The organism is Nitrospirota bacterium, from assembly GCA_016212215.1.
Classification (GTDB): domain Bacteria; phylum Nitrospirota; class 9FT-COMBO-42-15; order HDB-SIOI813; family HDB-SIOI813; genus JACRGV01.
The window spans coordinates 1-24420 of record JACRGV010000020.1 but is presented as its reverse complement, the minus strand read 5'-3'; the positions used below and the strand labels follow the sequence as shown (position 1 = coordinate 24420).

Sequence of the window (24420 nt, the reverse complement as noted above, 5' to 3'; positions counted from 1 at the left end):
AGGGCGTGGGGAGTTTTCCACGCCCTTCTTTTTTGCAAAATCAAGGTTTACAAATAATGCTGTCATCATTCAAGTACTCTTTTGCCTGATTACAGATGAGAGGGTCTTTATCATGTATGGCTATGTTTAAGGCATCTTTGGTTTTTTCCCCTTCATTTTCAATGAGTGTCTGAAGTGCAAGCTGGCGTACTGATGGTTCAGTGTCATACATAGCCTTGATCAGAATATCTTCGACCTCAGGCCAATCAGGGACAAAGTTACCGAGTAATCCTAATGCTAAAAGTCTGAAATGAAAGTCAGGGTCATTAGAAAGCTCAGATAGTTTTTTACGAACCCTGTTGTCTGTAAGATGGAGTATGAGTGACTCTATGGCAGAGATGCGGTTGTTCAGGTCAGATGTATCATCAGCCCTTGTTAATAGTTGCTCTAAGGTTGCCTCTTTGTTTAAAACATCAACCTGACTTTCTATTGCAGAATCAGATTCTTCTACATCAGGATGCTCAACGTCACCCTTCCCATTTACAGCTTTTAAAACAATAACCCGCCTCAATTTAACCGGTTCACCCTTACTATAGACAAAGGCTGAACTTACCCCATTACCTTTAAGAATATTTTTTAATGTTTTATCTAACTTATTAAGGGGACACTTTTCGCATGAAAATGTAATCTCTTTGTCTTCCATATTTAAGTTGATAAATTCAAATCCTACTTTTGAAGATAATTCTTTCAGTAGTGATTTCAGAGATATGTTGGAGGCTGATATTGAGATAAGATTAGATTGTTGATCAATTGAAATTGAAATGTTGCCGGGAGGAGTTGGTTTTTCAGTACCGGCATAAGAGAAATTGCAATCATAGCAGGTTGTAAAGAATAGTAATAAAAATATTATATTTGTAAGTTTTTTTGTCAGAGTATCAATTGGAATTCTCCTGACGATAATACCAAGACTTCAAATCCCCCCTGACCCCCCTTTTCTAAAGGGGGGAAATCTAAGACTTATTTTTGCAAGGGGTTTCCTTCTTGCTTCTTATTTCTAACTTCTTGCTTCTGACTTCTTTCTTGTGCCTTCACTCTTCTTACGGTGTTAAATTTATTATATCTGTGCCTGGGGTCATCTTTAATATCTGTGTTTCCCAGACACAACTTCCGCCGATTGTGTTAGCCCTTTCGCCTGCAAACCAGAAACTGTATAAATCAGACGGGTCTGTCTGTGCGCCCATGAAATCGCCTGTTCTGTTTGACACTGTCCGACTGCAGGTTCCGGTTGTTATTGGCATTACAGCTTCAAATATAGTTGATGCAGAATCTTTCATTGTGTACATAGAGCTTAAATAAGTTACAGCGCTGCTCTTCTGAAAATCAATTGCAACCTGGTTTCTGTTATTTACTGCAATTCCTGGCCAGAAGAAGAATTGACCGGCACCACCGCCGAAGGTTCTTTGTGACCCTATCGTTGCGGTAAGATTGCCCATGCCGTCCTGTCCGGGAATAATTTTAACATAACGGATACAGGACTCTGCAGCACCTCCGGCAATATTACAAAAAGTACTGTGTACCCCATGTAATGAGTTATAAACTCCCCCTGCCTGGGTCATCCTGTTATCGCCGGTATCCAGCAGACTGGCTGTACCCAGTTGCGGTGCATTCGCCTGCACGTCATAAGTAAAGGTGCCTGTAACATTTACCCGCCTCAGTGTTGGTGTGACACTCGCAACATTTCTGACCTGGAATACACTATATTGATTGGAAGAGCCAAAAGTAGTACTGAGCAGGTATGCAGGATTTGTTGTCCCAACATAAGAGATAGGGCTTGTATAGTGCTGGACAGGCTGTAGTGTAAATGTAGAGCCATCGCCTATCACTGCCGACGGCTGGAATGTAAATCTTGTGGATGCCGGGCATGATACAGCATTATTTGCAATCCACTTTCTAATGGCATGTACAATGGCATAAGTAAAACTGTCATTAGAAAATCTGAATTGATTTACACTTATGATAATAGAATCTGCCCCAACCCCAAGCCCAGGATAGTCAGCCCAGCTTTCATTTGCAGTGCCTATATTTCGCCTGCCTTCAAAGTTATAAAAACACCAGTTTACAGGATCAAGATTAGCAGGGTCCGGACTTCTTGAAACTCCTAACCATATCCTTGATGTCTTTGGGGTCGTGGTACTGCTTTGCTGTAATGCAAGAACATAGAATCTTTTATTTGTGCCGTTGCGATCAAAATAGACTTTTGGATCAAATAGTAATCCGTTTGCTGTTGGAGCAGCAAAGAATGTGTTGAGGTCTTTTGTCGCAAGAGCTACGCCGGTTGTATCAAAAAGACGCAATGCACTATTTGTACCTTCCAGAACTTTTGTATAGCTTTTGCTTACTATGGTATCAGGTGGAAAGAATACATATCCATTGTTTGTTGCACTGGGACGATCTAACCCGGTAAAGGTAGCGGTTATGGTAGATGCCATAGGAGAAGGACCTGAAGGGGGTGTAACAAAATCTGTTGCCTGATTATCAGGCTGGATAACTGCTGTTCCCTTCTTAATATTAAACTCTGTATTACTTAAAGGACTGTGTAATTTAATATGGAGTTTTGTATTAGTGGCGGCATTTGCAAGTGAAGGTGCAGCCATTATTGTGGTGGTATATGGTTCCATCCTGTATGTTCCAGCCGGTTTTATTTCCTGTGCATTAGCAGAAGAATAAATGAGCAGAGAGGAGATCAATAAGGGAATAATCCTACCTGTGACTTGCTTATAATTGATGACAGAACTTTGCATAATTACTAATCCTCCATTCGTTTAAGTTGTAGATTATATATCATATAAATATATGACAAAAGTTACTTGCAATAATTATGCCATATAATATTTTTATAATGATTTGAATAATTACAATGAATTAAGTTATAATACGCCCAATGAAAATTGGTCATTTATTAAAAGAGGGTAAACAGGTATTCTCTTTTGAGTTTTTCCCGCCAAAGACAGATGAAGGGGAGATTAAATTATTTGAAACCATTAAGAGCCTAAGGGAGTTAGGTCCGGCTTTTGTATCGGTTACTTATGGGGCCGGCGGCAGTACAAGGGACAAAACAGCAGACTGGGTCATCCGAATTAAGAAAGACCTCGGCATAGAGGCAATGGCACATCTGACCTGTGTGGGTACAAGTCAGGAAAATCTCAGGCTAATTCTCAGCAAACTACAGGATAATGGCATTGATAATGTCCTTGCATTAAGAGGAGATTTTCCTGCAAATTCTAAAGCAGGGGAGAAATTTCCTCAGTGCTATCTTCATGCAAATGAGCTCATTGAGTACATACACAATAATTATGAATTTTCGATCGGCGCTGCTGCCTTCCCTGAAGGGCACCTTGAAAGCCCGACTTTAGAGTCAGATACAAACTATATGAAATTGAAGGCATCTTCAGGCACAGATTTTTTTATTACTCAGCTTTTCTTTGATAATAAATTATATTTTGATCTACTCAACCGGGCAGTGAAAGCAGGCATTGAGCAGCCAATAATCCCTGGGATTATGCCTATCACCAGTGCAGATCAGATAGAGCGGTTTACAACTCTATGCGGTGCAACCATACCTAAGACTCTTAAAGAAAAGATAATGGAAAATAGGAATGACCCTAATTCTGTCATGAAATTAGGGATAGATTATGCAACAGAGCAGTGCAGGGAACTCCTTTCAAAGGGTGTCCAGGGAATCCATTTCTATACACTAAATCGTTCATCAGCTACACGAACGATTCTTAGAAACCTGATGAGATAAAAAAGGAAAAATGTGGTTTGGTTCTTGACAAGTCAAGTGAACTTCCTTAAAATCTTATAGTTTTAGATTTATACAAATTGGAAATTAAAGGTTATTTTTAAATGTTTGAGAATCTTACTTCAAAATTAGACGCTGTCCTTAAAAAGTTCAGGGGGAAAGGGATACTTACTGAACAGGACTTACAGGAAGGACTAAGGGAAGTCCGTCTCGCATTACTTGAGGCGGATGTGAATTTCAAGGTTGTGAAGTCCTTTATTGACGGCATAAAAGAGAGGGCCATGGGGCAGGAGGTTATGAAAAGCCTGTCGCCGGGGCAGCAGATAGTAAAGGTTGTATATGAAGAACTGTGCACTATTATGGGAGAAAGCAGTAAGGGGATTCACCTGTCTCCAAATCCTCCCACAGTTATAATGCTGGCAGGTCTTCAAGGCTCAGGCAAGACTACAACAGCAGGTAAGATTGCAAGGATGTTCAAACAGGACAGTAAGAGGCCGCTTCTTGTTGCGGCTGACATAAGGAGACCTGCGGCAATTAAACAGCTTGAGGTACTTGGAGAAGGTCTTAAGATACCGGTACACACACCTAAGCCAGGTCAGGATGCAGTATCAGTATGTATTGATGGGGTAGAATATGGGAAAACTTATGGACATGATGTAGTCATACTCGACACAGCCGGAAGACTTCATGTTGATAATGAGCTGATGGGTGAATTAGTTTCAATAAAAAATAAGGTATCACCGCATGAGATACTTCTTGTTGTTGATGCTATGACAGGACAGGATGCAGTAAATATTGCAACCCACTTTAATGACTCACTGGATGTTTCAGGCGTGATACTTACAAAGATGGACGGGGATGCAAGAGGCGGCGCTGTTCTCTCAATCCGGCACGTTACAGGTAAGCCGATCAAACTTATGGGAATTGGTGAGAAACTGGATCAGCTTGAACCTTTTTTCCCTGACAGAATGGCTTCAAGAATCCTTGGGATGGGTGATGTTCTTTCTTTGATAGAAAAGGCTCAGAAGGAATATTCCATTGAAGATGTTAAAGGGATGAAGGAGAAATTCAGGGCAGATAATTTTACACTTGAGGATTTCAAAGGTCAGTTAAAACAGCTTAAACGACTCGGCTCGCTTACGGATTTGATAGGCATGATACCCGGAGGGAGAAAGATACTCCAGAATGTGGGTGGAGAAATCCCTGAAGACGGGCTTAAACGCGTTGAGGCAATTATAAATTCTATGACGTTTAAAGAAAGGCGTGATCATACTGTATTAAACGGCAGTAGAAGGAAACGTATTGCTCATGGCAGCGGCACAAGTGTTGAAGAGGTGAACAGGCTTCTTAAACAGTTTCTTGAGGCAAGGAAGATGATGAAAGGGCTTGCCGCAGGCGGCGGTAAAGGAAAATTATCAATGTTGAAAAAGGCAAAGAGGCTTTTTTCGTGATGAACCGTCATAAGCCTTCGGCTCACAAAGGATGATGAAAATGAGGCCCCCTCACCCGGGTCCCCCCCCTCCTGCCCCCCCCCGCAAAAGAGGGGGGAGGGATTTGGAAGGAATTTAATTGCAGCTCTCCCGCAAGGGGAGAGGGATGCTTAGATGATTCCCTCCCCCTTGAGGGGGGAGGGTTAGGGTGGGGGTGAGGTATGATGATTTTCGGATGAACCCTCATGAGCGGGGCGCTCACAAAGGGGCATGAAAATCAGCGGGACAAGAAAACCCCGCCTATCCTCATAGAAATGGATAGGCGGGGTTTTCTTACCCCGCCGGAAGGGATTTTCGGGTGAATTTATGTTTAATATTAACAACCTAAATCTAAAAGACATCTTTTATAATTCATCAGACGCCATATTTATCCTTGATAAAGAGTGGAGAATAGTAGCCATGAATCATGCTGCTGAGGAGGTTACAGGCTGGTCTAATGCTGAAGTTGCCTCAATGAGACTTTGTACAGAGATATTTATATGTTTCGGCTCGGCCAGCAATCAGTTATGCGATGAAGGTTGTCCAAAGCAGAGTGTAATGCTTACAAAAGATACATCTGAATCGTTTGATGTTAAGGTAACTGCTAAATCAGGACACTCGGTAATACTTCCCGGAGTATGTGTCTTGCTTTCCGGTAATAATGATTCCAATTCTTATGCAGCAGTCATCGTTAAAAATGAACTTGAGAAACAGCAGTTGGAAGAGAGGTTAATGTCAGGCGAGAGACTCGATCCTCTTACTCAGCTTTACCATCGTCAGTATTTTGATGAGCTTTTCCATATTGAGGCAAAAAGGGCACAGCGTCACGGTGGATTTGTCACACTCCTTATGATTGACATAGAAAGACTCAGGGAGATAAATCAGAGGCTTGGGACTAAATCCGGTGATGAGGTTTTAAAGGGCATAGGAAAGCTGATAAGGAAGACGATCAGGGAGGTTGATATTGCCGGCCGCTATGGTGATGATGAATATATAATCCTGCTGTATGGTGTAGATGAAATCAAGGCACAGGGGTTTATCCAGAGATTAAGGGAGAATCTTAAGAAGTGGAATAATTCTAATAAACTTTCAATAGAAGTGAAACTCAATATGAACCTTGTTGTGTTGGAAAGGGATTTTGACGGACTGCTTGAGAGGATGAAAGATACTATAGATGAACATAAGGGAGAACAATTATAAATTAAAAATTTAAAATCAAAAATTAAAAAGTTTTTTGAATTTTTGATATTTGAGATTTAATATTTAATCTTAAAACAAAGGAGGTGATGTAGTGGCTACAACAATAAGACTTACAAGAATGGGCCGGAGTAAGAGACCATTTTACAGATTAGTGGTTGCAGACTCGCGTATGCCTAGAGACGGAAGGTTTCTTGATATGCTCGGGACTTATGACCCTCTTCAGTCTACTGCTGTAATTAAGATAGATGAAGAGAAGGCATTGTACTGGCTCTCAAAAGGCGTAACACTGTCGGATACTGTACGACAGATCCTGACCAAAAGCGGAGTTATAAAGAAGTTCAATGAGATTAAACAGGCTTCCTGATTAAGCTTTGTCCCTTATCAATAACCAGAAAATGGAGGTGGGGAGGTGGGTGCTATGAAAGAACTAATTGAGTATATTGCCAAATCACTTGTTGACAGTCCATCTGATGTAAAGGTAGCAGAAGTAGAGGGAGAAAAGACAACAGTCCTTGAGCTTAGGGTAGCTAAAGAGGACCTCGGAAAGGTCATCGGTAAAAAAGGGAATACAGCAAGGGCTATGAGGACTATTCTCAGCGCTGCAGGTACAAAACTGGGTAAAAGGTGCGTACTGGAAATCCTGGAATAAACCGGCCTGAGAGTGAAGGTTTTGTTTCAATTGGATATATAACCGGAACCCACGGTATTAAGGGGGATGTAAAGGTGCTCCCCCTTTCTGACATGCCGGGCCGTTTTGATTCCTTAAGCAGAGTTTATGTATTTACAAAAAAGGGAATTAAAAGGGAGTATCTTATACATGGCATTAAGGAGGTTAAGGGACGAATAATTTTGTCCTTTTTACCGCCTGTTTCTGTGTCAGAAAGTGAAGACCTTGTTGGTGGTTATATAAAGGTTCCTGAGGACGAGGTCCCTGAGCTTTCAGAAGATACCTATTATCATTTTGAAATTATCGGTATGGAGGTATTTTCAGAAGATGGGACATATCTCGGTAAGATTGAAGACATCTTTTCCACAGGAAGCAATGATGTATACGTTGTAAAAGATGCTGAGAAGGAATTACTGATACCTGCTGTGCATTATGTTGTTAAGAATGTTGATGTTGCAGAAAACCGTATGGTTGTAGCTTTAATTGAAGGACTTTTATAAATCAGATGAGGCTTTTACAAAAGTCTGGAGATAATGTCATTTGGGGAATGACAACTTTTGCAAGGGCCTCAGGACTTATAGTTTTATAAAATGAGATGCGATGTACTAACCCTGTTTCCTGAAATGGTAACGCCGGTTTTGGATGCCAGCATTATTAAAAGGGCAAGGGAAAAGGGTCTGTTGGATGTTAGAGTCATTAACATCCGTGACTTTACCTTTAATAAACACCGTACTGCTGATGATTACCCTTACGGCGGCGGCGCCGGGATGGTCTTAAAGGTAGAACCAATAATAAGGGCCATAGATTTTATAAGAGAAAAGGACGCCGACCTTCGTATTATACTCTTATCCCCTCAGGGAAAACAGTATAAACAGGAGACTGCGGTAGAGTTAAGTACAGAACAAAAAAAGCTTGTGTTTCTGTGCGGCCATTATGAGGGAATAGATGAACGTGTTAAAACATATCTGTCACCGGAAGAGTTATCAATAGGTGACTATGTTTTAACAGGTGGAGAGCTTGCGGCATTGGTTGTAATAGATTCTATTGTGAGGCTAATCCCAGGAGTTCTTGGGGATTCTACTTCCGTACAAGATGAATCTTTTAACGACATCCTTGATTATCCGCACTACACAAGGCCGGCGGAATACATGGATATGCATGTACCTTCTGTATTGTTGTCAGGTGACCATGGAAAGATAAAATCATGGAGACGGAAGCAGGCTTTACTCAATACTTTAAATAAGAGACCTGATCTGTTAAAGTATAAAAGTCTGACAGTAGAAGAGAGAGAGATTTTGGAAGATATTAAATTAGAGAAGTCAGAAGCAAGAAGTAAGAAGTAAGAAATTAGAAGAAATTCCCTCCCCTTCAAGGGGAGGGTTAGGGTGGGGATGGGGTTAAACTCGAAATACCGGTAAGAACAATAATTTTAAGGAGGAGAGACTAAGATGAATAGTACGATTGAACGCATTGAGAGACAGCAGGTACAGAAGACAGTACCTTCCTTTTGTATCGGAGATACAGTACAGGTATTTGTGAAGGTTGTGGAAGGTGACAGGGAGAGGACACAGGTTTTTGAAGGGAATGTTATTGCGAGAAGAGGCAGTAATACAAGGGAAACAGTTACTGTAAGGAAACTTTCTTACGGGGTAGGAGTTGAACGCATATTTCCGGTTTATTCACCGACAGTTCAGAACATCAAGGTAATAAGAAGAGGAAAGGTACGGCGTTCAAAACTGTACTATATCAGAAAGAAAAAGGGTCGTGATGTTCGTATTGCCGAGAAAGAGATGTTTGTAAAAAATAACGTGTCCGAGAAAAAAGCAAAGGCATCAGCAGAGGAATAAAGTGCCTCCCCTTCCTGACCTTTCTTATGAAAACGAGTTATTCAGGCAGGGCTACAGGTATATTGCAGGAATAGATGAAGCGGGCCGGGGTTGTCTTGCCGGCCCTGTAGTAGCAGCGGCTGTAATCCTTCCAAAAGATATTGCTATCAAAGGGGTTAATGATTCAAAGAAATTATCCCCTGCAAAGCGGGAATCTCTTTATGAGCTTATAATCCGACATTCGTTATGTACCGGAATCGGGATCATCTGGAATGAGGATATTGACCGGATAAATATCTTGAATGCAACCATTAAGGCCATGGAAACGGCTGTGACAGATTTGAAAATTCCCCCTGATTATCTGCTTATAGATGCAGTGTCAATATCTTCCATAAAGATACCTCAGTTACCAATAATTAAAGGGGATACCCTGAGCATGTCAATAGCCTCCGCATCCATCATTGCTAAAGTTACAAGAGATCGTTTGATGGCAGAACAACATACCATATATCCTCAATATAATTTCCTCTCTCATAAGGGCTATGGTACAAAGGAACATTATGAACGTATCAGGGAACATGGCATGTCAGCTATACATAGGAGGAGTTTCCTAAAGAAACTCTATTTATTCCCTCCCCTTGAGGGTTAGGGTGGGGGTGGGCTTAGACTTTATGACCAAATCAGAAAACAGGGCAAAAGGGAGACAGGGGGAGCAATTAGCAACAGAGCATCTTGAAAAACATGGCTATAAGATTGTAGAGAAGAATTATAGAAATTGCTTTGGAGAGATTGACATAATTGCTAAGGAGAATAGGACACTCGTCTTTATTGAAGTGAAGATGCGTAACCTGAGTTCTTATGGTCATCCTGTTTTATCTGTAGATATACGGAAGCAAGAAAAGATAAGTAAAACAGCCGCGGGCTATATAGCAGAAAAGAAGTGTGATAATATACCATGCAGGTTTGATGTTGTATCTATTTACAAGGGGAATATTGAAATATTCAAAGATGCATTTGAACTGAATGAAAACATCTCATGGTGATAGCATAGAGAGTCTATCGTAAGAAGTTAGAAGGTGAATGGTGAATGGTGAATGGTAAAGACAAGAAGCAAGAAGTCAGAAGAATGAAATTCCCTCCCCTTCAAGGGGAGGTTAAGTCTCTCAGCAAGTTCCCTCCCCTTCAAGGGGAGGGTTAGGGTGGGGATGGGGTTTATTCGTGAATCTCTCAGACAGCATAAAAGAAGCCTTAAATCAAATCAGGTCCAACAGTCATTCTGTTATCACAGCGGTTGGGATTATTTCTATTATTCTGCTTGTTTTCGGCATGTATCTGCTCGCAATTTATAATATAAATAATTTAGTTGAAAACCTTAAAAAGGATATGCAGGTGATTGCATATTTTGATAAGGCACTTGCTGATGAAGAAATAAACAGCATAAAGAATGAAATAGAGGGATTTAAAGAGGTAGGGAATGTTACTTATATTCCAAAAGACCAGGCGCTTGAGATTCTTGCCCATGACGTAGAGAATGCAAGGGAAATTGTGAAGGAGCTGAAGGGAAATCCGCTCCCGGACTCAATGAGGATAACCCTGAAGTCTGATGCAAGAACTCCGGAAGGTATCAAGAGGCTTGCAGCAAGACTAAAAGATATAAGTGCAGTTAATGAAGTTGAATATGGAGTAGAATGGGTAGAACGGCTTAATGTTTTTATTTCTACAGCAAGGGTTATTGGTGTTGTTTCCGGCGGCCTGATGATCCTGATAGTCCTTTTAACAATCTCCAACACAGTTAAGTTCACCCTTCTGGTAAGGCGTGAGCATTTTGAAAACATTCAGTATGGAGGTAATGCCGATTCCGTAAAAAAACTGCCGTATGTGATAGAGGGAGGGATATTAGGTTTAATCGGCGGTGTTTGTTCACTAATTTTGTTGTTGCTTGTCTATAACCTTATCTTATATAAAATTCCACCTGCGGTTTATGTATGGCTCGGAGGATTGAGATTTTCCTTTATTCCTTTTAAAGAGATGTTATTGCTTCCTGCAACAGGGATAATTACAGGTTGTTTTGGGAGCTGGGTATCAATAGGGAAATTTACAAACGGAAAAATTACAGGCGGGGGATTCTCAGGCAGCAGAAGCGCAGGCGGGAGATACACGGGGGTAGCTATATTTTTAATTTTGTGCTTAAATGTTACTGATATTTCTTATGCAAAATCAAAATCCGGACGCACCCATGAAGGTCAGCCTGAAGCTCAGAATATCGAGAAAGAGATTGCACAGAAGCGGAAGAAGTTAGAGGATTTAAGTAAAGAGATTAAAGAAAAGAAAAAGGCATCCAAAGAGGCTGCTGTTGAGGAAAAAAAGGTAAAGCAGGTCATTGAGACAAAAGAGAAGGATTTAGATAGTAAAAAAAAAGAACTGGTGAAAGTTCATAAGACCCTCGAAGAGAAAGATAAAGAGATTAAAAACACCCAGAGTGATATGAGTTCATTAACCTCTGACCTTGTAAAAAAAAAGAGAGAGATGGCAGATTTTCTTATCTATGTGTATAAAAGTCATTCAGTTAGAAATACCGGCCTTGCGGCAAACATTGTTGCCTCAAATGATTACCATGACTTTATGCTCAGGTCCAAGTATGAAGATAAATTGATCGGCGAGACAAACAGGATTATGCAGGGCCTCGGAGATGAAGTTGATAAGTTACACGGTCAGTTGTCATTGTTGAACAGGAGGCACAACACGCTTGTGTCTGAAAAGGGGAAACTGCAAAAAGATAAACAGGTGATTGAGGGCGAGGTTAAGGAGAGCCGCGTAAAACTTGTCAGTATTCAGGACAGGAAGGCTGAGTATGAAAAGGACCTTCAAAGGCTTGAAAGTGCATCCGCTGCTTTAAAGGGGCTGATTGAGTCTTATGAAAGAAAACGGAGCAGTGAAAAGGTTGTCAGCCCCGGTACAGGTATTGGAAAAGAAAAGGGTAGATTGACATGGCCGCTTGCAGGTGATGTTATGTCAAGATTCGGTAAGCAGAAACACCCTGAATTTGATGCTTATGTTTTTAAAAAAGGGATTGAGATCATTGCAGGAAATGAAAAAAATGTAAAGGCTGTGTATAATGGTATCGTTGCTTATGCAGATTGGTTGAAAGGTTATGGTTTAATGACGATAATAGATCATGGGAACAGCTTTTATTCCATATACGGACATGCCTCAAAACTATTTGTTTCAAAAGGCAGTAAGGTTAAGGAAGGTCAGGTGATTGCTGTGGCAGGCAGCGGCAATTCTTCAGAGAAAGACGGTATTTATTTTGAGCTTCGTCAGAATGGGCAGGCGGTGGATCCGCTTCCATGGCTTAGTATTAGTAAGCAGTAAGCAGGTAGCAGTAAGCAGGTAACAGACAAAAAAATAACTGGAGGAAGGTAATAATGTACGACAAGAAGAGGCTCTGGAGAAGGGGATTTGTAGTATTAATAATTTTTCTATTTGCCGGTGCGTGGCTTATATTTGGAAAAGGTATGGGGACGCCGGTGCTCGGGGGTGAGAGTTACGAGGACCTCAAGATATTTGCTGAGGCGCTTTCACTGGTTCAGAAAAATTATGTTGAGGAAACAAAGACCAAGGACCTTGTATATGGAGCAATTAAGGGGATGCTTGCAGAGCTTGACCCTCATACGAACTTTATGCCTCCCAAGGTTTATAAGGAGATGCAGGTAGATACGAAAGGGGAGTTCGGCGGCCTTGGTATTCAGATAGGTCTTAAAGATAAAAAACTTGTTGTTATTGCACCGATTGAAGATACCCCTGCATGGCGTGCAGGCATCAAGGCAGGAGATTTTATATCCAAGATAGACAGCGAGGCAACAAAAGACCTGAACCTCAATGATGCTGTAGAAAAGATGCGCGGCATTAAAGGCACCAAAGTAACACTTACTATAGTGCGGGAAGGGGAAAAAGACCCTCTGGAATTTACATTGGTCAGGGACATCATAAAGATAAAGAGTATTAAATCGAAGATGATGGAAGGGAATGTGGGGTATATACGTATTACCCAGTTTCAGGAAAAAACCGGTGAAGATTTATCAGCCGCTCTGGAGAAACTTGAGAAGGAAAACATGAAGTCTCTGGTACTTGATTTGAGAAATAATCCGGGGGGCTTATTAAAGGCTGCAGTTCAGGTTTCTGAACAATTCCTTAAAGATGGTCAGCTCGTAGTTTCCGTCAAAGGCAGGGATGGGGATAAAGAGGAATATCTGTCATCAGTTAAGACTCCAAAAGCGGATTATCCTTTAGTAGTCATTGTTAATGAAGGCAGTGCCAGTGCATCTGAGATTGTTTCCGGTGCGCTTCAGGACTGGGGGAGAGGGGTAGTTTTAGGTACACAGACATTCGGGAAAGGCTCTGTCCAAACCGTACTTACCCTTAGTGACGGATCCGGTATGAGACTTACCACTGCAAAATACTATACCCCAAAAGGTGGTTCCATACAGAATACCGGGATTACACCTGATATTGTAGTCAAAACTGCTAAAGCCGGGAATGGTTCTGCTCCAAAGCATATAAGGGAGAAGGACCTTAAAAAACATCTCAGCAATGAGACAGTACCATCTGAAGAAGATAAGCAGATAGATGATACAAAAGATGAAGATGGCGATATTCCTTTAACAGAAGAGGCATCAGAAGAAAATGATATTCAGTTACAAAGGGCTATTGACCTGTTGAAAGGATGGAACATATTCAAGGGAATATCTCCGAAAACAGTAAGCAGTAAGCAGTAAGCAGAAGTAAGAGGTAAGAAGCAAGAAGTCAGATATTAGATAAAGATTCCCTCCCCTTCAAGGGGAGGGTTAGGGTGGGGATGGGGTTATTTCCGAAAATACCAACACATAAAATCAGAAAGGAGAAATGTTAATGAGTAATGTATCAGCAGTAACCAAAGATTCATGGGAGGCAGAGGTAGTACAGAACAAAGGCCTTGTAATGGTTGATTTCTGGGCAGTGTGGTGCGGCCCATGCAAAATGATTGCCCCTATAGTAGATGAATTATCAAAGGAATATGATGGACGCATTAAGGTTGTGAAACTTAACACAGATGAAAATCCTGAGGTATCGGGCCGTTATCAGATAATGGGGATTCCAACTCTTATGTTCTTCAAAGATGGAAAGGTTGTTGATAAACTTGTCGGCGCTCTTCCAAAAGGTCAGATTAAGGATAAGATAGACACCCTTCTTTCTGTATAAACAAATTCCGGAGTCATCAGTGCTCAGATGCCTGAGAGTTAAAGACTTTGCCATTATAGATGAGGCGAGTATTGATTTTACTGATGGATTTACCGTGTTTACAGGGGAGACCGGGGCAGGTAAATCCATCCTGATAGATGCCATTAGTCTTATAACAGGCGGCCGGGCATCTGCTGATGATGTGCGGGATGGTAAGGAAGAGGCTGTTATAGAGGCTGTTTTTGATTTGGATTTGGAATATGTCCCTGCATTCAAAGACAAGATGGACAAGTATGGGATTTCAGAAGATAGTGATGAGATTATTATCCGAAGAAATATCTCCAGAAATGGAAAGAGCAGGGTCTTCATAAATGGTGTCCTCTCAACACTTCTGATACTAGATGACATTAGCAACAGCCTTGTAGATATACACGGCCAGCACGAGCATCAGAGCCTCCTAAAAAAAGAATTACACCTTGAGTTCCTTGATCTGTTCGGAAAACTCTTAGTCCAAAAGCAGGCAGTCACAGAAAGTTATCAGCATCTGTTTCAGATAAGAAACAAACTTGCAAAACTTGAAGATGACATCAGGCGTAAAAGGGAAAAAGAGGATTTTACAAGATTTCAATATTCAGAAATAAATAATGCCGGCCTCAGGGGCGGTGAAGATGCTGAACTCGCCAAAGAAAAAAACATCCTGATAAATTCAAAGAGGCTTTCCGCCCTTAGTGATGATGCGTATCAACTGCTGTATGAGAGTGATGAGTCTGTCCTGTCATTGCTTAACAGGGTTGAAAACAATATAAATGAAATCGCAGGTATTGACCCGTCAGCATCTGAGGCAAAGGGCCTTGTAAGTTCATCAAGGATAAATCTGAAAGAGACAGCGGAGTTTATACGTAACTTCAGAGAACGCCTTGTATATGACCCTTCCAGGCTGGAAAATATTGAAGAGAGGCTCTATTTAATTGAGCGATTAAAAAAGAAATATGGTACAACAATCGAAGCAATTATGGCATTTCAGGTTAAACTTAAAAATGAATTAGACCTGCTTGAAACATTTGATGATGAACTGGATGTTATAAAACATGAGATTGAACAGGTCTCAAAGGATGTTGAAGAAAAGGCTGATGAGTTGTCAGCTTTAAGAATGGAGTCTAAATCACGGCTTGAGAGTGCTGTAATGAAGGAGCTTTCTCAATTGCAGATGGGAGGGACTAAATTTGTTGTGGATATTAAAAGAACCCCTCTTTCTACGGATGGCATTGATTCCGTTGAGTTTATGATAGCAAACTTCAATGAGGAACCCAAACCTCTTGTAAAAGTTATCTCCGGTGGTGAATTATCAAGGCTGATGCTTGCATTAAAGAGCTGTTTATCTTCAATTGACAGTGTTCATACACTCCTGTTTGATGAAGTGGATACAGGTATAGGCGGTAGAACAGCAGAAGAAGTCGCCAGAAAATTAAAGCTCCTCTCAAAAGTACATCAGGTATGCTGTATAACCCACCTTCCCCAGATAGCAGCAATGGCAGATACACATTATTCAGTTGAAAAGGTGCTGGAAAATAACAGGGTTGTTACCAGGATCAAAAGATTGAAAGCAGAAGAGAGGATTGCTGAGATAGGCAGAATGCTTGGAGGCACCGGAGATACAAGCATAGCATTGAGATATGCGAAGGAATTGCTTGGAAAGGCAGTGAATAGTTAATGGTGAATGGTAAATGGTGAATGGTAAATGAGGTTACCTCTCCCTGAAGGAGATGTGGCTATTTTATTCCCTCCCCTTCAAGGGGAGGGTTAGGGTGGGGATGGGGTTATAACGGTGCTGAAAAGTAAGCAGAAGTAAGAAGCAAGAAGTTTGAAGTAAGATGTAAGAAGTTAGAAGTAAGAAAAACTTAATGATAATAGCTAAAAAAAAGGAAATAAGGCACGAAATACTAAGAAAACGCAATAGCCTGTCATTAAATGACAGGATTGAAAAGAGCAGGGAAATTTGTGAGCGGCTATTTGGTCTTAGTGAATTCAAGGAGGCAAAGGTTGTCCATTTTTATATAAATACTAAGAGTGAGGTTATTACAGAAGAGGCTGTCAGAATGGCAATGACTTCAGGAAAAGATGTCGTGGTTCCTGTTATAGATAAAAAGCATCACCGCATCTTTTTATCAAAACTGCTTGACTATGAGATGGAATTAAGTATAACCTCGCATGGTATATATGAACCATTGCCGGATTTTCACAGAGAGGTTCCGGTTCATGAAATACAGTTGATGATATTGCCGGGTGTTGCGTTTGATTTGAATGGACACAGGCTTGGTTATGGGGCTGGTTATTATGATAAACTGCTTGAAAATGAAGAACACCGTCCATTACTTGTAGCATTGGCTTATGAGTTGCAAATTGTTGAGTATATACCGGTGGGTAGTCATGATGTAAAGATGGATAAGATTGTTACAGAGGAACGTATTGTAGAAGTTAGAGGCAAGAAGTAAGATGTAAGAAGTAAGAGGCAAGAAGTAAGAGGCAAGATAGTGAATTGTGAATGGCGGCCATCCTCCCTTTAATTCCATCCCCCTTGAGGGGGGAGGGCGTTAACGTTTATTCCCCTCCCTTGACGGGAGGGGGTTAGGGGGAGGGTGAGCTATGGAGGCTTTTGACTGAAAAAAGAGAGGGTATTATGACGGCTAAGATTATTGATGGGAAGGTTGTAGCAAAAACTATAAGAGAGGGATTGAAGGCAGAGGTTGATGCCCTTAAAAAGGATGGTATTGAACCGGGTCTTGCAGTTGTTCTTGTCGGTGAGAATCCGGCATCAATGATATATGTTAAAAATAAAGGGGAGGCATGCAGGTCTACAGGGATATATTCAGAGGAGCACAGGCTTCCTGCAGATACCGAAGAATCTGAGCTTCTGAAGCTGATAGACCGCTTGAACATGGATAGTAAAATCAACGGTATACTTGTACAATTACCCCTTCCAAATCATATAAATAAAGATAAAATTCTTAAAGCAATTTCTCCTGAAAAAGATGTAGACGGTTTTCATGAGATAAATATGGGAAGACTCTTTACTGGACAGGAAGGGCTTGTCCCGTGTACCCCTTTCGGGATTATAAAATTACTTGAACATTACAACATACCTGTTGGAGGTAAATTTGCAGTTATAGTCGGACGCAGTAATATAGTCGGAAAACCGGTTGCAATTATGCTTCTCAATAAGAATGCCACTATTGCAGTGTGCCATACAAGGACAGCCAATATGCGGGAAATATGCAGTATGGCAGACATCATTATAGCAGCAGCAGGCAGGCCCGGCATGATTACCGGAGACATGATAAAAGATGGTGCCGTAGTTATAGATGTCGGTATCAACAGACTGGAAAGCGGCAAACTTGCCGGTGACGTAGATTTTGAGTCTGCATCAAAGAGGGCAGATTGGATTACACCTGTTCCAGGCGGTGTAGGGCCGATGACCATAGCTATGCTGCTTTTTAATACTGTTAAGGCAGCGAAGTTAGTAAACAGTAAGCAGAAGTTAGAAGCAAGAAGTTAGAAGCAAGAGGAAAGAGGTTAGAAATTATATGTCCTTACTTCCCCTCCCCTTCAAGGGGAGGGGAAGGGTGGGGATGGGGTTATTCCATGATGACGCCAATTACAATTCCCGACATAATTAAACGCAAATCCACAGGAAAAAAGATAACCATGTTGACTGCTTATGATTATCTCTTTGCCGGTATTGTTGATGAGGCGGGTATTGATATAGTCCTTGTCGGTGATTCACTCGGCACAGTGGTACAGGGACACCCAACAACCATACCTGTTACCATGGATGAAATGATATACCATACAAAGATGGTAAAGAGGGGAATAAAGAATGCCCTTGTAGTCGGAGACATGCCGTTTCTTTCATACCAGACCCATGTGAGTGATGCTGTATATAATGCCGGGCGTTTTCTCAAAGAGGGCGGTGCAGCAGCGGTTAAGGCAGAGGGCGGAATAAATGTTATAGATAAAATCAAGGCAATTATAACCGCAGGGATCCCTGTAATGGGACATGTAGGAATGTTGCCACAGACATATCATCAGATGGGCGGCTACAAGGTGCAGGGAAAGGAAGATGCACAGGCAGAGAGCATCCTTAATGATGCAATATTACTTGAAGAAGCAGGGGCCTTTGCCATAGTTATTGAAGGGGTACCTGAAGGACTTGCAAAGAGGATAACCGATTCAGTCTCAATTCCAACAATCGGGATTGGTGCCGGAGTTAATTGCGATGGACAAGTGCTGGTACTCTACGACCTCCTTGGCCTCCTCCATCATCCGATGCCCAAATTTGTACGCAAATACGCAGACCTCAGAAGTACATGCATAGAATCTGTAAAAAGGTTTAAAGAAGATGTAGAAAGCGGCCGCTTTCCGGGTGATAATGAGAGCTATCACTGATGAACCCTTCGACAAGCTCAGGGTGACACAATCTGGTGTCATGGTGAGCTTGTCGAACCATGATAACCCGTTAGGGTATTTTCGGATAAACTCACATGAACAAGGGTTCACAAAGGGACATGAAAATCAGCGGGACAAGAAAGTCCCGCCTATCCTCGTAGAAATGGATAGGCGGGGTTTTCTTGTCCCGCCGGAGGAGATTTTCGGATGAACCTTATTCAGTTGTCACCGCCATCTTCTCCCACTCCTGCATTAATTCTTCCATTCTCATTTTTAACTTTTTATGTGTTTCCATGGTATCGAAGAAGCGGTCTTTGTCTTTGTAGAGTTCAGGGTCTGCGAGTATCTCTGTTAACTTTTTCAGGGAATCCTCTGTTTCGGATATTTCCTTTTCTATCTGTGGTAATCTCTTCTTTACATTGCCTGATTGTCTGTGAAGGCGGTTTCGTTCCTCTGCCTCCATCCTTTTCTGTTCTGCGGTTTTCCTAACTTTAACAACTGCCGGTTTGACCGGATTTTCCATTACTGCCGTAGATGGTGCTGAATCTTTTTTCCCCTGTACGGCAACAGTAGAATTTGCTGCATCAAGAACCTGTGTTTTGTAAAGAAAATAGTCATAGTCGCCAAGGTATTGAATAACAGTTCCATCCTTCACATCAATAATCTTATTGGCTACTGACCTTATGAAATGGCGGTCATGTGTGATAAAGCAGATCGTACCGGGGAAGTCTTTAAGTGCATCCTCAAGCACATCACGTGACGGTATGTCGAGATGGTTTGTCGGTTCATCCAGCAGAAGGAAGTTTGCAGGACGTATAAGCATCTTTGCAAGTGCAAGACGGCTCTTCTCGCCACCTGATAGTACGGCAATCTTTTTCTTAACATCATCCCCTGAAAAAAGGAAGCGTCCGAGGATGGAACGTAGAAATGATTGTTCCTCCAATGGCGCTGATAAAGTAATCTCTTCAAGGATTGTATTCTTGGGATTAAGCAGTTCCAACTGATGCTGTGCATAATAGGCCGTTGTCACGTTATGCCCCGGTTTGCGTTCCCCTTTTTCAAATGGAAGGACACCGGCAAGCAGTTTAAGCAGTGTGGATTTTCCTGCACCGTTCTGGCCGGTCAATGCAACACGATCCCCGCGTTTAAGCTCAATATTAAGTCCCTTGTAAACCGGGTTGTTGTCATACGACTTGTCTACATTAATAAGGCTGATGACGACTTCACCGCTGCGTGGAGGAGGCGGAAAGGAGAATTTTACCTGTTTCCTCTGCGGTGCTAATTCTACCTTGTCCATCTTATCTATCATCTTAATACGGCTCTGAACCTGGCGTGACTTGCTCGCCTTATACCTGAAACGATCAATAAATGATTGTGTATCTTCAATCTTTTTCTGTTGATTTTTGGCAGTGGCTTCCAGTATTAGCTGTGCCTCAGCCTTTGAGGTTACAAACTTATCATAATTACCTGTGTAAGATATAAGGTCCTGACGCTCTACTTCTACAATCCTGGTGACAATGCGATTCATAAAATTACGGTCATGGGAGATTAAAAGGATCGCACCTGTATATTGTGACAGAAACTCCTCAAGCCATATAACTGAAGCAAGGTCAAGGTGGTTGGTCGGTTCATCAAGCAACAGTATATCCGGCCCTGAAAGCAGTAGCCGCGAGAGTGTAGCACGCATCCTCCAGCCTCCGGACAACTCTTCCATTGGTTGAGCAAGATGCCTTTCTTTGAATCCAAGCCCGAACATAATCTCCCTTGCCCGCGACTCACGTGAATACCCGCCCAGTTGTTCATACCTCGACTGGAGTTCACCGTAATGGGTCAGAAGGTCATTTGCGGTCTCAGGCGGGGCTGAGGCTATCTCTTCTTCTAATAAACGCAGATGATGCTCAAGGATTGACTCCTCGGCCCCACCTGCCAGCACCTCTTCAAGAACTGTTTTCCCCTGATGTGCCTCCAGATCCTGTTTCAGGTATCCTATTGCCGCCTTCTTATTGATTGTAATTGTCCCGGTGTCAGGAGACACACCTCCGGCAATCATCTCAAGGAGGGTAGTCTTTCCAGCACCATTAGGCCCGACCAGTGCAATACGGTCTTCAAGACCTATACGGAGGGAAGCATCTTTAAAAAGTACGCGCCCCCCAAATCGTTTTGATATTTGTTGTATAGAAATCATAGTGGGTTAGTATAGCATAGATTAAGGTTTCGGATTTAAATTTTTAATGGATGGTAAAGTTCAATATTGTCTGAAATTTATCCTTCTTGACTTTGATTTTTGTGGGCGTTAAGTTAGTAGACGAAAGCAGCAGAAAGGGGGTGAGTAAGATGGCAATGGTTGAAAGGATGGAGAATATGTTAATAAACAACAGGGTGTCTTTCAAAACATATAAACACCCTGAGGCATTCACTGCACAGGAGATTGCAGCGTCTCTGCATATTCCGGGGAAAGAGCTTGCAAAGGTTGTTATGGTAAAGGCAAGCAAGCGGTTTATTATGACTGTATTGCCGGCGAGCTGGATGGTAGATATAAACAGGCTGAAAGAGATTGTGCATGAGAAAGATTTAATGCTGGCCTCAGAAGAAGAGTTTAAGATGTTGTTCCCTGATTGTGAGGCAGGCGCTGAACCGCCGATGGGTAATCTCTATAATATTGATACCTATGTTGACAGATCACTGACTGACGATGACCACATCTTCTTTAACGCCGGTAATCATTATGAAACTGTTGAGATATCTTATAAAGATTATGCAAGACTTGTGCATCCAATGATTGCGGAATTTGCGATACATCATTAAAGACAGTGAATAGTGAGTAGTGAATAGTGAGTAGTGAATGGTGAATAGATTTCAAAGATGGAAAACTGCGACTTATTCATTTCATTAGATTTCCTCAAATAATCATTTAAATAAATAACAACTATGCTATAATCTCACCGATTTGTTAGTTAATACCGGAGGCAATTCAATGCTGAAAGAAATACGTTATAAAGAATTCATGGTGCGCTATCGTGATATAGGAAAAGGGGAACCGCTTGTACTCATTCATGGTTTTTGTGAATCCATGGAGATATGGGATGAATTTGTTGTAGAGCTTTCCCACAAGTACCGTGTAATTACCCCTGACCTATTAGGACATGGGAGTACAGGTGATCCAGAATTCCCTCTCCCTCAGGGAGAGGGTGCTGAATCTATTCCCTCCCCTTCAAGGGGAGGGGTAGGGTGGGGATGGGGTAATTCCCCTGCCAACACCATGGAAATGCAGGCAGAGTGTGTTAATGAGGTCTTGAAGGCATGTAACGTGGAAAGATGCACTATTGCCGGTCATTCCATGGGGGGGTACACAGCACTTGCCTTTGCAGAGATGTTTCCTGAAAAGGTAAACGGCCTTTGTCTTTTTCACTCTTCTGCAATGGCTGATACTGAGGAGAAAAAGATTGACCGGGACAGGGCGATTGAGGTTATTAAAAAGGACAAAGATGCCTTTGTCGAAGGAATGATACCTAAGATGTTTGCAGCAGCAAATCTTGAAAAATTAAAGGTTGATGTGGATAAGATACTTGCAATCGCAAAAAATATCACAAAAGAGGGATTGATTGCCGCTCTTGCAGGGATGCGTGATCGTAAAGACCGTCAGCACATATTTGATAAAGCGGATTACCCTGTCCTGTTTATTATTGGAAAAGATGACCTGCTGATACCTTATGATAAAATGCCTCAACAGATAACAAGGCCGGCCCATTCTGAGGTATTAATGCTGGCCGGGGTAGGGCATGTGGGATTCTATGAGGCAAGAAAAGAAACCTTATTTGCAATAGAAAAGTTTGTTGAGGAGATAAAGGGGAGAGGGTAGAAGGAAGGTGCGAGAAGCAAGAAGTTAGATGTAAGAAGTAAGAATAAAGAAAAGAATTCCCTCCCCCTTGAGGGGGGAGGGTCAGGGTGGGGGTAAGCTTTGGAGATTTTCGATTGAAATATATAACACTAATTTTTGCGTTACTTATACTCACCGCCTGTACAAGCAAAGAACCTTCCAAGAAATTAATTACAGTCTTACCTGAATCAACAGTAGTTAAAATGGACGCTACCGAACAATTCTCTGTTTCTCCGTCAGGGACTTCTGTAACATGGGGTATAAAAAACGATTCTGAACCTTTATTGGGTGTAATTGATTCCTCCGGTAGTTATAAGGCGCCATCCGACCCCTCTACCGCACCTGAAAAGGTAGTTCTTACTGCAACAGATTCCTCCGGGACAACAGGAAGTGCAACTGCATTTCTCACAACCTTTAACAATAATAAAAGGCTTACAAAACATTATGCCGAGGGGAAAAACAAAGCCGACACTTATTCATCAGGACAGAAGGGTATAGCAGTATTCAAAGACTCAGGTAATAACGTAAATATTTACACTGTATGGGCTGATAACTCTCTGGGTAATTCACATGTATGGTTTTCGAAAAGCAGTGATAATGGTGTTACTTTTCCTCAGCTTGTTCCAATTGACGAATCCTCTTCAGCTAAGCAGAATTCTCCGGCAATTGGCGTATATAATTCCGGAAATGCTTATGCGGTATGGGAGGATTATAGAGAAGGTGATGCTGATATATTAATGAGTATTTATAACGGTAATAGTTTTAGTGCTGTAAAAAAGATTAATCAGGATATTTTCGGATCTCTTGACTATGACTCTTCTCCGTCAATTGCAATCAGTAACTCAGGAGAAATTTGTATTGTATGGGAATACAGGGAAAACTCCCTTGATATTGATAAATATCCTGATATATATTTTGCAAGGAGTACTGATGCCGGTCAGACTTTTTCTCAGGTGAAAATATCAGTTAACGGTAGGCGCCCCTCAATTGCAGTAGATTCTGACGGCATAGCGTATTTAGTATGGGAGGACCTTACCGGATTTCCCACTCCCTCACAAACGCACATATTGATGAGTAAGGTTATAAATACAACAGCATCTATCCCTAAACAGGTTGATTCAATTACAGGCAGTGATTCTCAAGCAAGGTTTCCATCGGTTGCCGTTACACCTGATGGCAATAAGGTTTATGTTTCCTGGCAGAGGGCAGAAATAACATCCCCTGCGTTTGAGAAAGAGGTAACAAATTCCTATGATATTGACCTTGCAATTATTGATGTTGCAAGTGATACTATTACCCAACGCCTTTCTATACCGGATAGCAGCAACGCAGGTTATATCGGCGGGCCTGCTTATCCTTCTATTGCATCTGATAATAATTACGTATATATTGTCTGGGACGACCAGAGGAATGGGACAAAGGATATTTATTTTGCTAAAAAAAGTAGTGATGGTGTAACATTTACAACAAACCGGATTGTTAATGATGACCTCGGAACATGGCATGAAAAACCATCCGTCGCAGTTATTGATGGAAAGGGATATGTTATATGGACGGACTATAGAAATACATCGGGGGATGTGTTTTTTGCGAGGGAGTGAGGCGGGGGGGGTGAGGGTAGCAGAAGTCAGAAGCAAGAAGTCAGAAGGTAGAAGCAAGACGTTAGAAACAAGGGAGAGAATGCTAAGTTTATTCCCTCCCCTTCAAGGGGAGGGTTAGGGTGGGGATAGGGTTGATTTTCGGATGAACCGTCATGAAACGGAGGTTTCACAAATGAGGATGAAAATCACCCCCCCAAGCCCCCCCTTGTTAAGGGGGGGAAAGGTTCTCAATGGCCAACGGCAATCCCCCCCTTTTTTCAAGGGGGGGCATGGGGGGGTGATTTTCGGATGAACTCGCATGAACAGAGGGTTCACAAAGGGCCATGAAAATCAGCGGGA

General features: G+C 41.8%; 24 protein-coding genes. 21 read left to right on the top strand and 3 right to left on the bottom strand.

Annotated features, from left to right (window positions below; genetic code table 11):
- Window positions 1-40 precede the first annotated feature (40 nt).
- On the bottom strand, window positions 41-682 hold the full coding sequence (locus HZA08_02290) for a HEAT repeat domain-containing protein (GenBank protein ID MBI5192253.1): 642 nt from the start codon (window positions 680-682) through the stop codon (window positions 41-43).
- 394 nt (window positions 683-1076) lie between these two features.
- The gene (locus tag HZA08_02285; GenBank protein ID MBI5192252.1) at window positions 1077-2780 is read right to left on the bottom strand and encodes a hypothetical protein; all 1704 of its coding nucleotides are present in this window, start codon (window positions 2778-2780) and stop codon (window positions 1077-1079) included.
- A 140-nt stretch (window positions 2781-2920) separates the two neighbouring features.
- On the opposite strand from HZA08_02285, the gene metF reads away from it, so the two are divergent.
- The 18 genes from metF to HZA08_02195 all read left to right on the top strand — a co-directional run bounded on the left by metF (window position 2921) and on the right by HZA08_02195 (window position 18814).
- Entirely contained in the window at window positions 2921-3784 is an 864-nt protein-coding gene (gene metF, locus HZA08_02280) for a methylenetetrahydrofolate reductase [NAD(P)H] (GenBank protein ID MBI5192251.1), read from the top strand.
- Window positions 3785-3885: 101 nt separating this feature from the next.
- Window positions 3886-5232, top strand: coding sequence for a signal recognition particle protein (gene ffh, locus HZA08_02275; GenBank protein MBI5192250.1), 1347 nt, complete (start codon window positions 3886-3888; stop codon window positions 5230-5232).
- A gap of 345 nt (window positions 5233-5577) precedes the next feature.
- A complete protein-coding gene (locus HZA08_02270) occupies window positions 5578-6450 on the top strand; it encodes a diguanylate cyclase (GenBank protein MBI5192249.1) in 873 nt (290 codons plus the stop codon).
- Window positions 6451-6541: 91 nt separating this feature from the next.
- Window positions 6542-6814: a 30S ribosomal protein S16 gene (gene rpsP / locus HZA08_02265; protein ID MBI5192248.1), complete on the top strand. Its 273-nt coding sequence runs from the start codon at window positions 6542-6544 to the stop codon at window positions 6812-6814.
- Window positions 6815-6868: 54 nt separating this feature from the next.
- Window positions 6869-7099, top strand: coding sequence for a KH domain-containing protein (locus tag HZA08_02260; protein MBI5192247.1), 231 nt, complete (start codon window positions 6869-6871; stop codon window positions 7097-7099).
- Entirely contained in the window at window positions 7075-7617 is a 543-nt protein-coding gene (rimM, locus tag HZA08_02255) for a 16S rRNA processing protein RimM (protein MBI5192246.1), read from the top strand. Before HZA08_02260 ends, rimM begins: the two co-directional genes overlap by 25 nt.
- 90 nt (window positions 7618-7707) lie before the next feature.
- Entirely contained in the window at window positions 7708-8460 is a 753-nt protein-coding gene (trmD, locus tag HZA08_02250) for a tRNA (guanosine(37)-N1)-methyltransferase TrmD (GenBank protein MBI5192245.1), read from the top strand.
- A gap of 105 nt (window positions 8461-8565) precedes the next feature.
- Entirely contained in the window at window positions 8566-8964 is a 399-nt protein-coding gene (gene rplS / locus HZA08_02245) for a 50S ribosomal protein L19 (GenBank protein ID MBI5192244.1), read from the top strand.
- Entirely contained in the window at window positions 8921-9592 is a 672-nt protein-coding gene (locus HZA08_02240; GenBank protein ID MBI5192243.1) for a ribonuclease HII, read from the top strand. Before rplS ends, HZA08_02240 begins: the two co-directional genes overlap by 44 nt.
- 22 nt (window positions 9593-9614) lie before the next feature.
- A complete protein-coding gene (locus HZA08_02235) occupies window positions 9615-9986 on the top strand; it encodes a YraN family protein (protein ID MBI5192242.1) in 372 nt (123 codons plus the stop codon).
- Between the two features lie 175 nt (window positions 9987-10161).
- Window positions 10162-12315: a peptidoglycan DD-metalloendopeptidase family protein gene (locus tag HZA08_02230; GenBank protein MBI5192241.1), complete on the top strand. Its 2154-nt coding sequence runs from the start codon at window positions 10162-10164 to the stop codon at window positions 12313-12315.
- Window positions 12316-12368: 53 nt separating this feature from the next.
- On the top strand, window positions 12369-13718 hold the full coding sequence (locus HZA08_02225) for a S41 family peptidase (GenBank protein MBI5192240.1): 1350 nt from the start codon (window positions 12369-12371) through the stop codon (window positions 13716-13718).
- Window positions 13719-13851: 133 nt separating this feature from the next.
- Entirely contained in the window at window positions 13852-14181 is a 330-nt protein-coding gene (gene trxA, locus HZA08_02220) for a thioredoxin (protein ID MBI5192239.1), read from the top strand.
- Window positions 14182-14200: 19 nt separating this feature from the next.
- Window positions 14201-15871: a DNA repair protein RecN gene (gene recN / locus HZA08_02215; GenBank protein MBI5192238.1), complete on the top strand. Its 1671-nt coding sequence runs from the start codon at window positions 14201-14203 to the stop codon at window positions 15869-15871.
- 190 nt (window positions 15872-16061) lie between these two features.
- A complete protein-coding gene (locus HZA08_02210) occupies window positions 16062-16652 on the top strand; it encodes a 5-formyltetrahydrofolate cyclo-ligase (GenBank protein MBI5192237.1) in 591 nt (196 codons plus the stop codon).
- A gap of 185 nt (window positions 16653-16837) precedes the next feature.
- Complete coding sequence (gene folD / locus HZA08_02205) at window positions 16838-17713, top strand: bifunctional methylenetetrahydrofolate dehydrogenase/methenyltetrahydrofolate cyclohydrolase FolD (protein MBI5192236.1); 876 nt, start codon at window positions 16838-16840, stop codon at window positions 17711-17713.
- Between the two features lie 86 nt (window positions 17714-17799).
- Window positions 17800-18603: a 3-methyl-2-oxobutanoate hydroxymethyltransferase gene (panB, locus tag HZA08_02200; protein MBI5192235.1), complete on the top strand. Its 804-nt coding sequence runs from the start codon at window positions 17800-17802 to the stop codon at window positions 18601-18603.
- Window positions 18587-18814 carry a hypothetical protein gene (locus HZA08_02195; GenBank protein MBI5192234.1) on the top strand — a complete coding sequence of 76 codons (228 nt, stop codon included), beginning with the start codon at window positions 18587-18589 and terminating at the stop codon, window positions 18812-18814. The genes panB and HZA08_02195 overlap by 17 nt, the downstream gene beginning before the upstream one ends.
- Window positions 18815-18817: 3 nt before the next feature.
- Here HZA08_02195 and HZA08_02190 read toward each other — a convergent pair whose 3' ends face one another.
- Window positions 18818-20788 (bottom strand): ABC-F family ATP-binding cassette domain-containing protein, encoded by a 1971-nt coding sequence (locus tag HZA08_02190; protein ID MBI5192233.1) that lies wholly within the window; start codon window positions 20786-20788, stop codon window positions 18818-18820.
- A 155-nt stretch (window positions 20789-20943) separates the two neighbouring features.
- On the opposite strand from HZA08_02190, the gene HZA08_02185 reads away from it, so the two are divergent.
- From HZA08_02185 to HZA08_02175, 3 genes are all read left to right on the top strand, one after another.
- Window positions 20944-21408 carry a YbaK/EbsC family protein gene (locus HZA08_02185; protein MBI5192232.1) on the top strand — a complete coding sequence of 155 codons (465 nt, stop codon included), beginning with the start codon at window positions 20944-20946 and terminating at the stop codon, window positions 21406-21408.
- A gap of 169 nt (window positions 21409-21577) precedes the next feature.
- Window positions 21578-22462, top strand: coding sequence for an alpha/beta hydrolase (locus HZA08_02180; GenBank protein MBI5192231.1), 885 nt, complete (start codon window positions 21578-21580; stop codon window positions 22460-22462).
- Window positions 22463-22575: 113 nt separating this feature from the next.
- Complete coding sequence (locus HZA08_02175; GenBank protein MBI5192230.1) at window positions 22576-24081, top strand: hypothetical protein; 1506 nt, start codon at window positions 22576-22578, stop codon at window positions 24079-24081.
- Window positions 24082-24420 lie beyond the last annotated feature (339 nt).

Bases quoted from the DNA above. Each gene is read 5' to 3' on its own strand.
- HZA08_02290 (MBI5192253.1), bottom strand. From the start codon at position 682: ATGGAAGACAAAGAGATTACATTTTCATGCGAAAAGTGTCCCCTTAAT.
- HZA08_02285 (MBI5192252.1), bottom strand. From the start codon at position 2,780: ATGCAAAGTTCTGTCATCAATTATAAGCAAGTCACAGGTAGGATTATT.
- metF (MBI5192251.1), top strand. From the start codon at position 2,921: ATGAAAATTGGTCATTTATTAAAAGAGGGTAAACAGGTATTCTCTTTT.
- ffh (MBI5192250.1), top strand. From the start codon at position 3,886: ATGTTTGAGAATCTTACTTCAAAATTAGACGCTGTCCTTAAAAAGTTC.
- HZA08_02270 (MBI5192249.1), top strand. From the start codon at position 5,578: ATGTTTAATATTAACAACCTAAATCTAAAAGACATCTTTTATAATTCA.
- HZA08_02260 (MBI5192247.1), top strand. From the start codon at position 6,869: ATGAAAGAACTAATTGAGTATATTGCCAAATCACTTGTTGACAGTCCA.
- trmD (MBI5192245.1), top strand. From the start codon at position 7,708: ATGAGATGCGATGTACTAACCCTGTTTCCTGAAATGGTAACGCCGGTT.
- rplS (MBI5192244.1), top strand. From the start codon at position 8,566: ATGAATAGTACGATTGAACGCATTGAGAGACAGCAGGTACAGAAGACA.
- HZA08_02235 (MBI5192242.1), top strand. From the start codon at position 9,615: ATGACCAAATCAGAAAACAGGGCAAAAGGGAGACAGGGGGAGCAATTA.
- HZA08_02225 (MBI5192240.1), top strand. From the start codon at position 12,369: ATGTACGACAAGAAGAGGCTCTGGAGAAGGGGATTTGTAGTATTAATA.
- trxA (MBI5192239.1), top strand. From the start codon at position 13,852: ATGAGTAATGTATCAGCAGTAACCAAAGATTCATGGGAGGCAGAGGTA.
- HZA08_02210 (MBI5192237.1), top strand. From the start codon at position 16,062: ATGATAATAGCTAAAAAAAAGGAAATAAGGCACGAAATACTAAGAAAA.
- folD (MBI5192236.1), top strand. From the start codon at position 16,838: ATGACGGCTAAGATTATTGATGGGAAGGTTGTAGCAAAAACTATAAGA.
- panB (MBI5192235.1), top strand. From the start codon at position 17,800: ATGATGACGCCAATTACAATTCCCGACATAATTAAACGCAAATCCACA.
- HZA08_02195 (MBI5192234.1), top strand. From the start codon at position 18,587: ATGAGAGCTATCACTGATGAACCCTTCGACAAGCTCAGGGTGACACAA.
- HZA08_02190 (MBI5192233.1), bottom strand. From the start codon at position 20,788: ATGATTTCTATACAACAAATATCAAAACGATTTGGGGGGCGCGTACTT.
- HZA08_02185 (MBI5192232.1), top strand. From the start codon at position 20,944: ATGGTTGAAAGGATGGAGAATATGTTAATAAACAACAGGGTGTCTTTC.
- HZA08_02180 (MBI5192231.1), top strand. From the start codon at position 21,578: ATGCTGAAAGAAATACGTTATAAAGAATTCATGGTGCGCTATCGTGAT.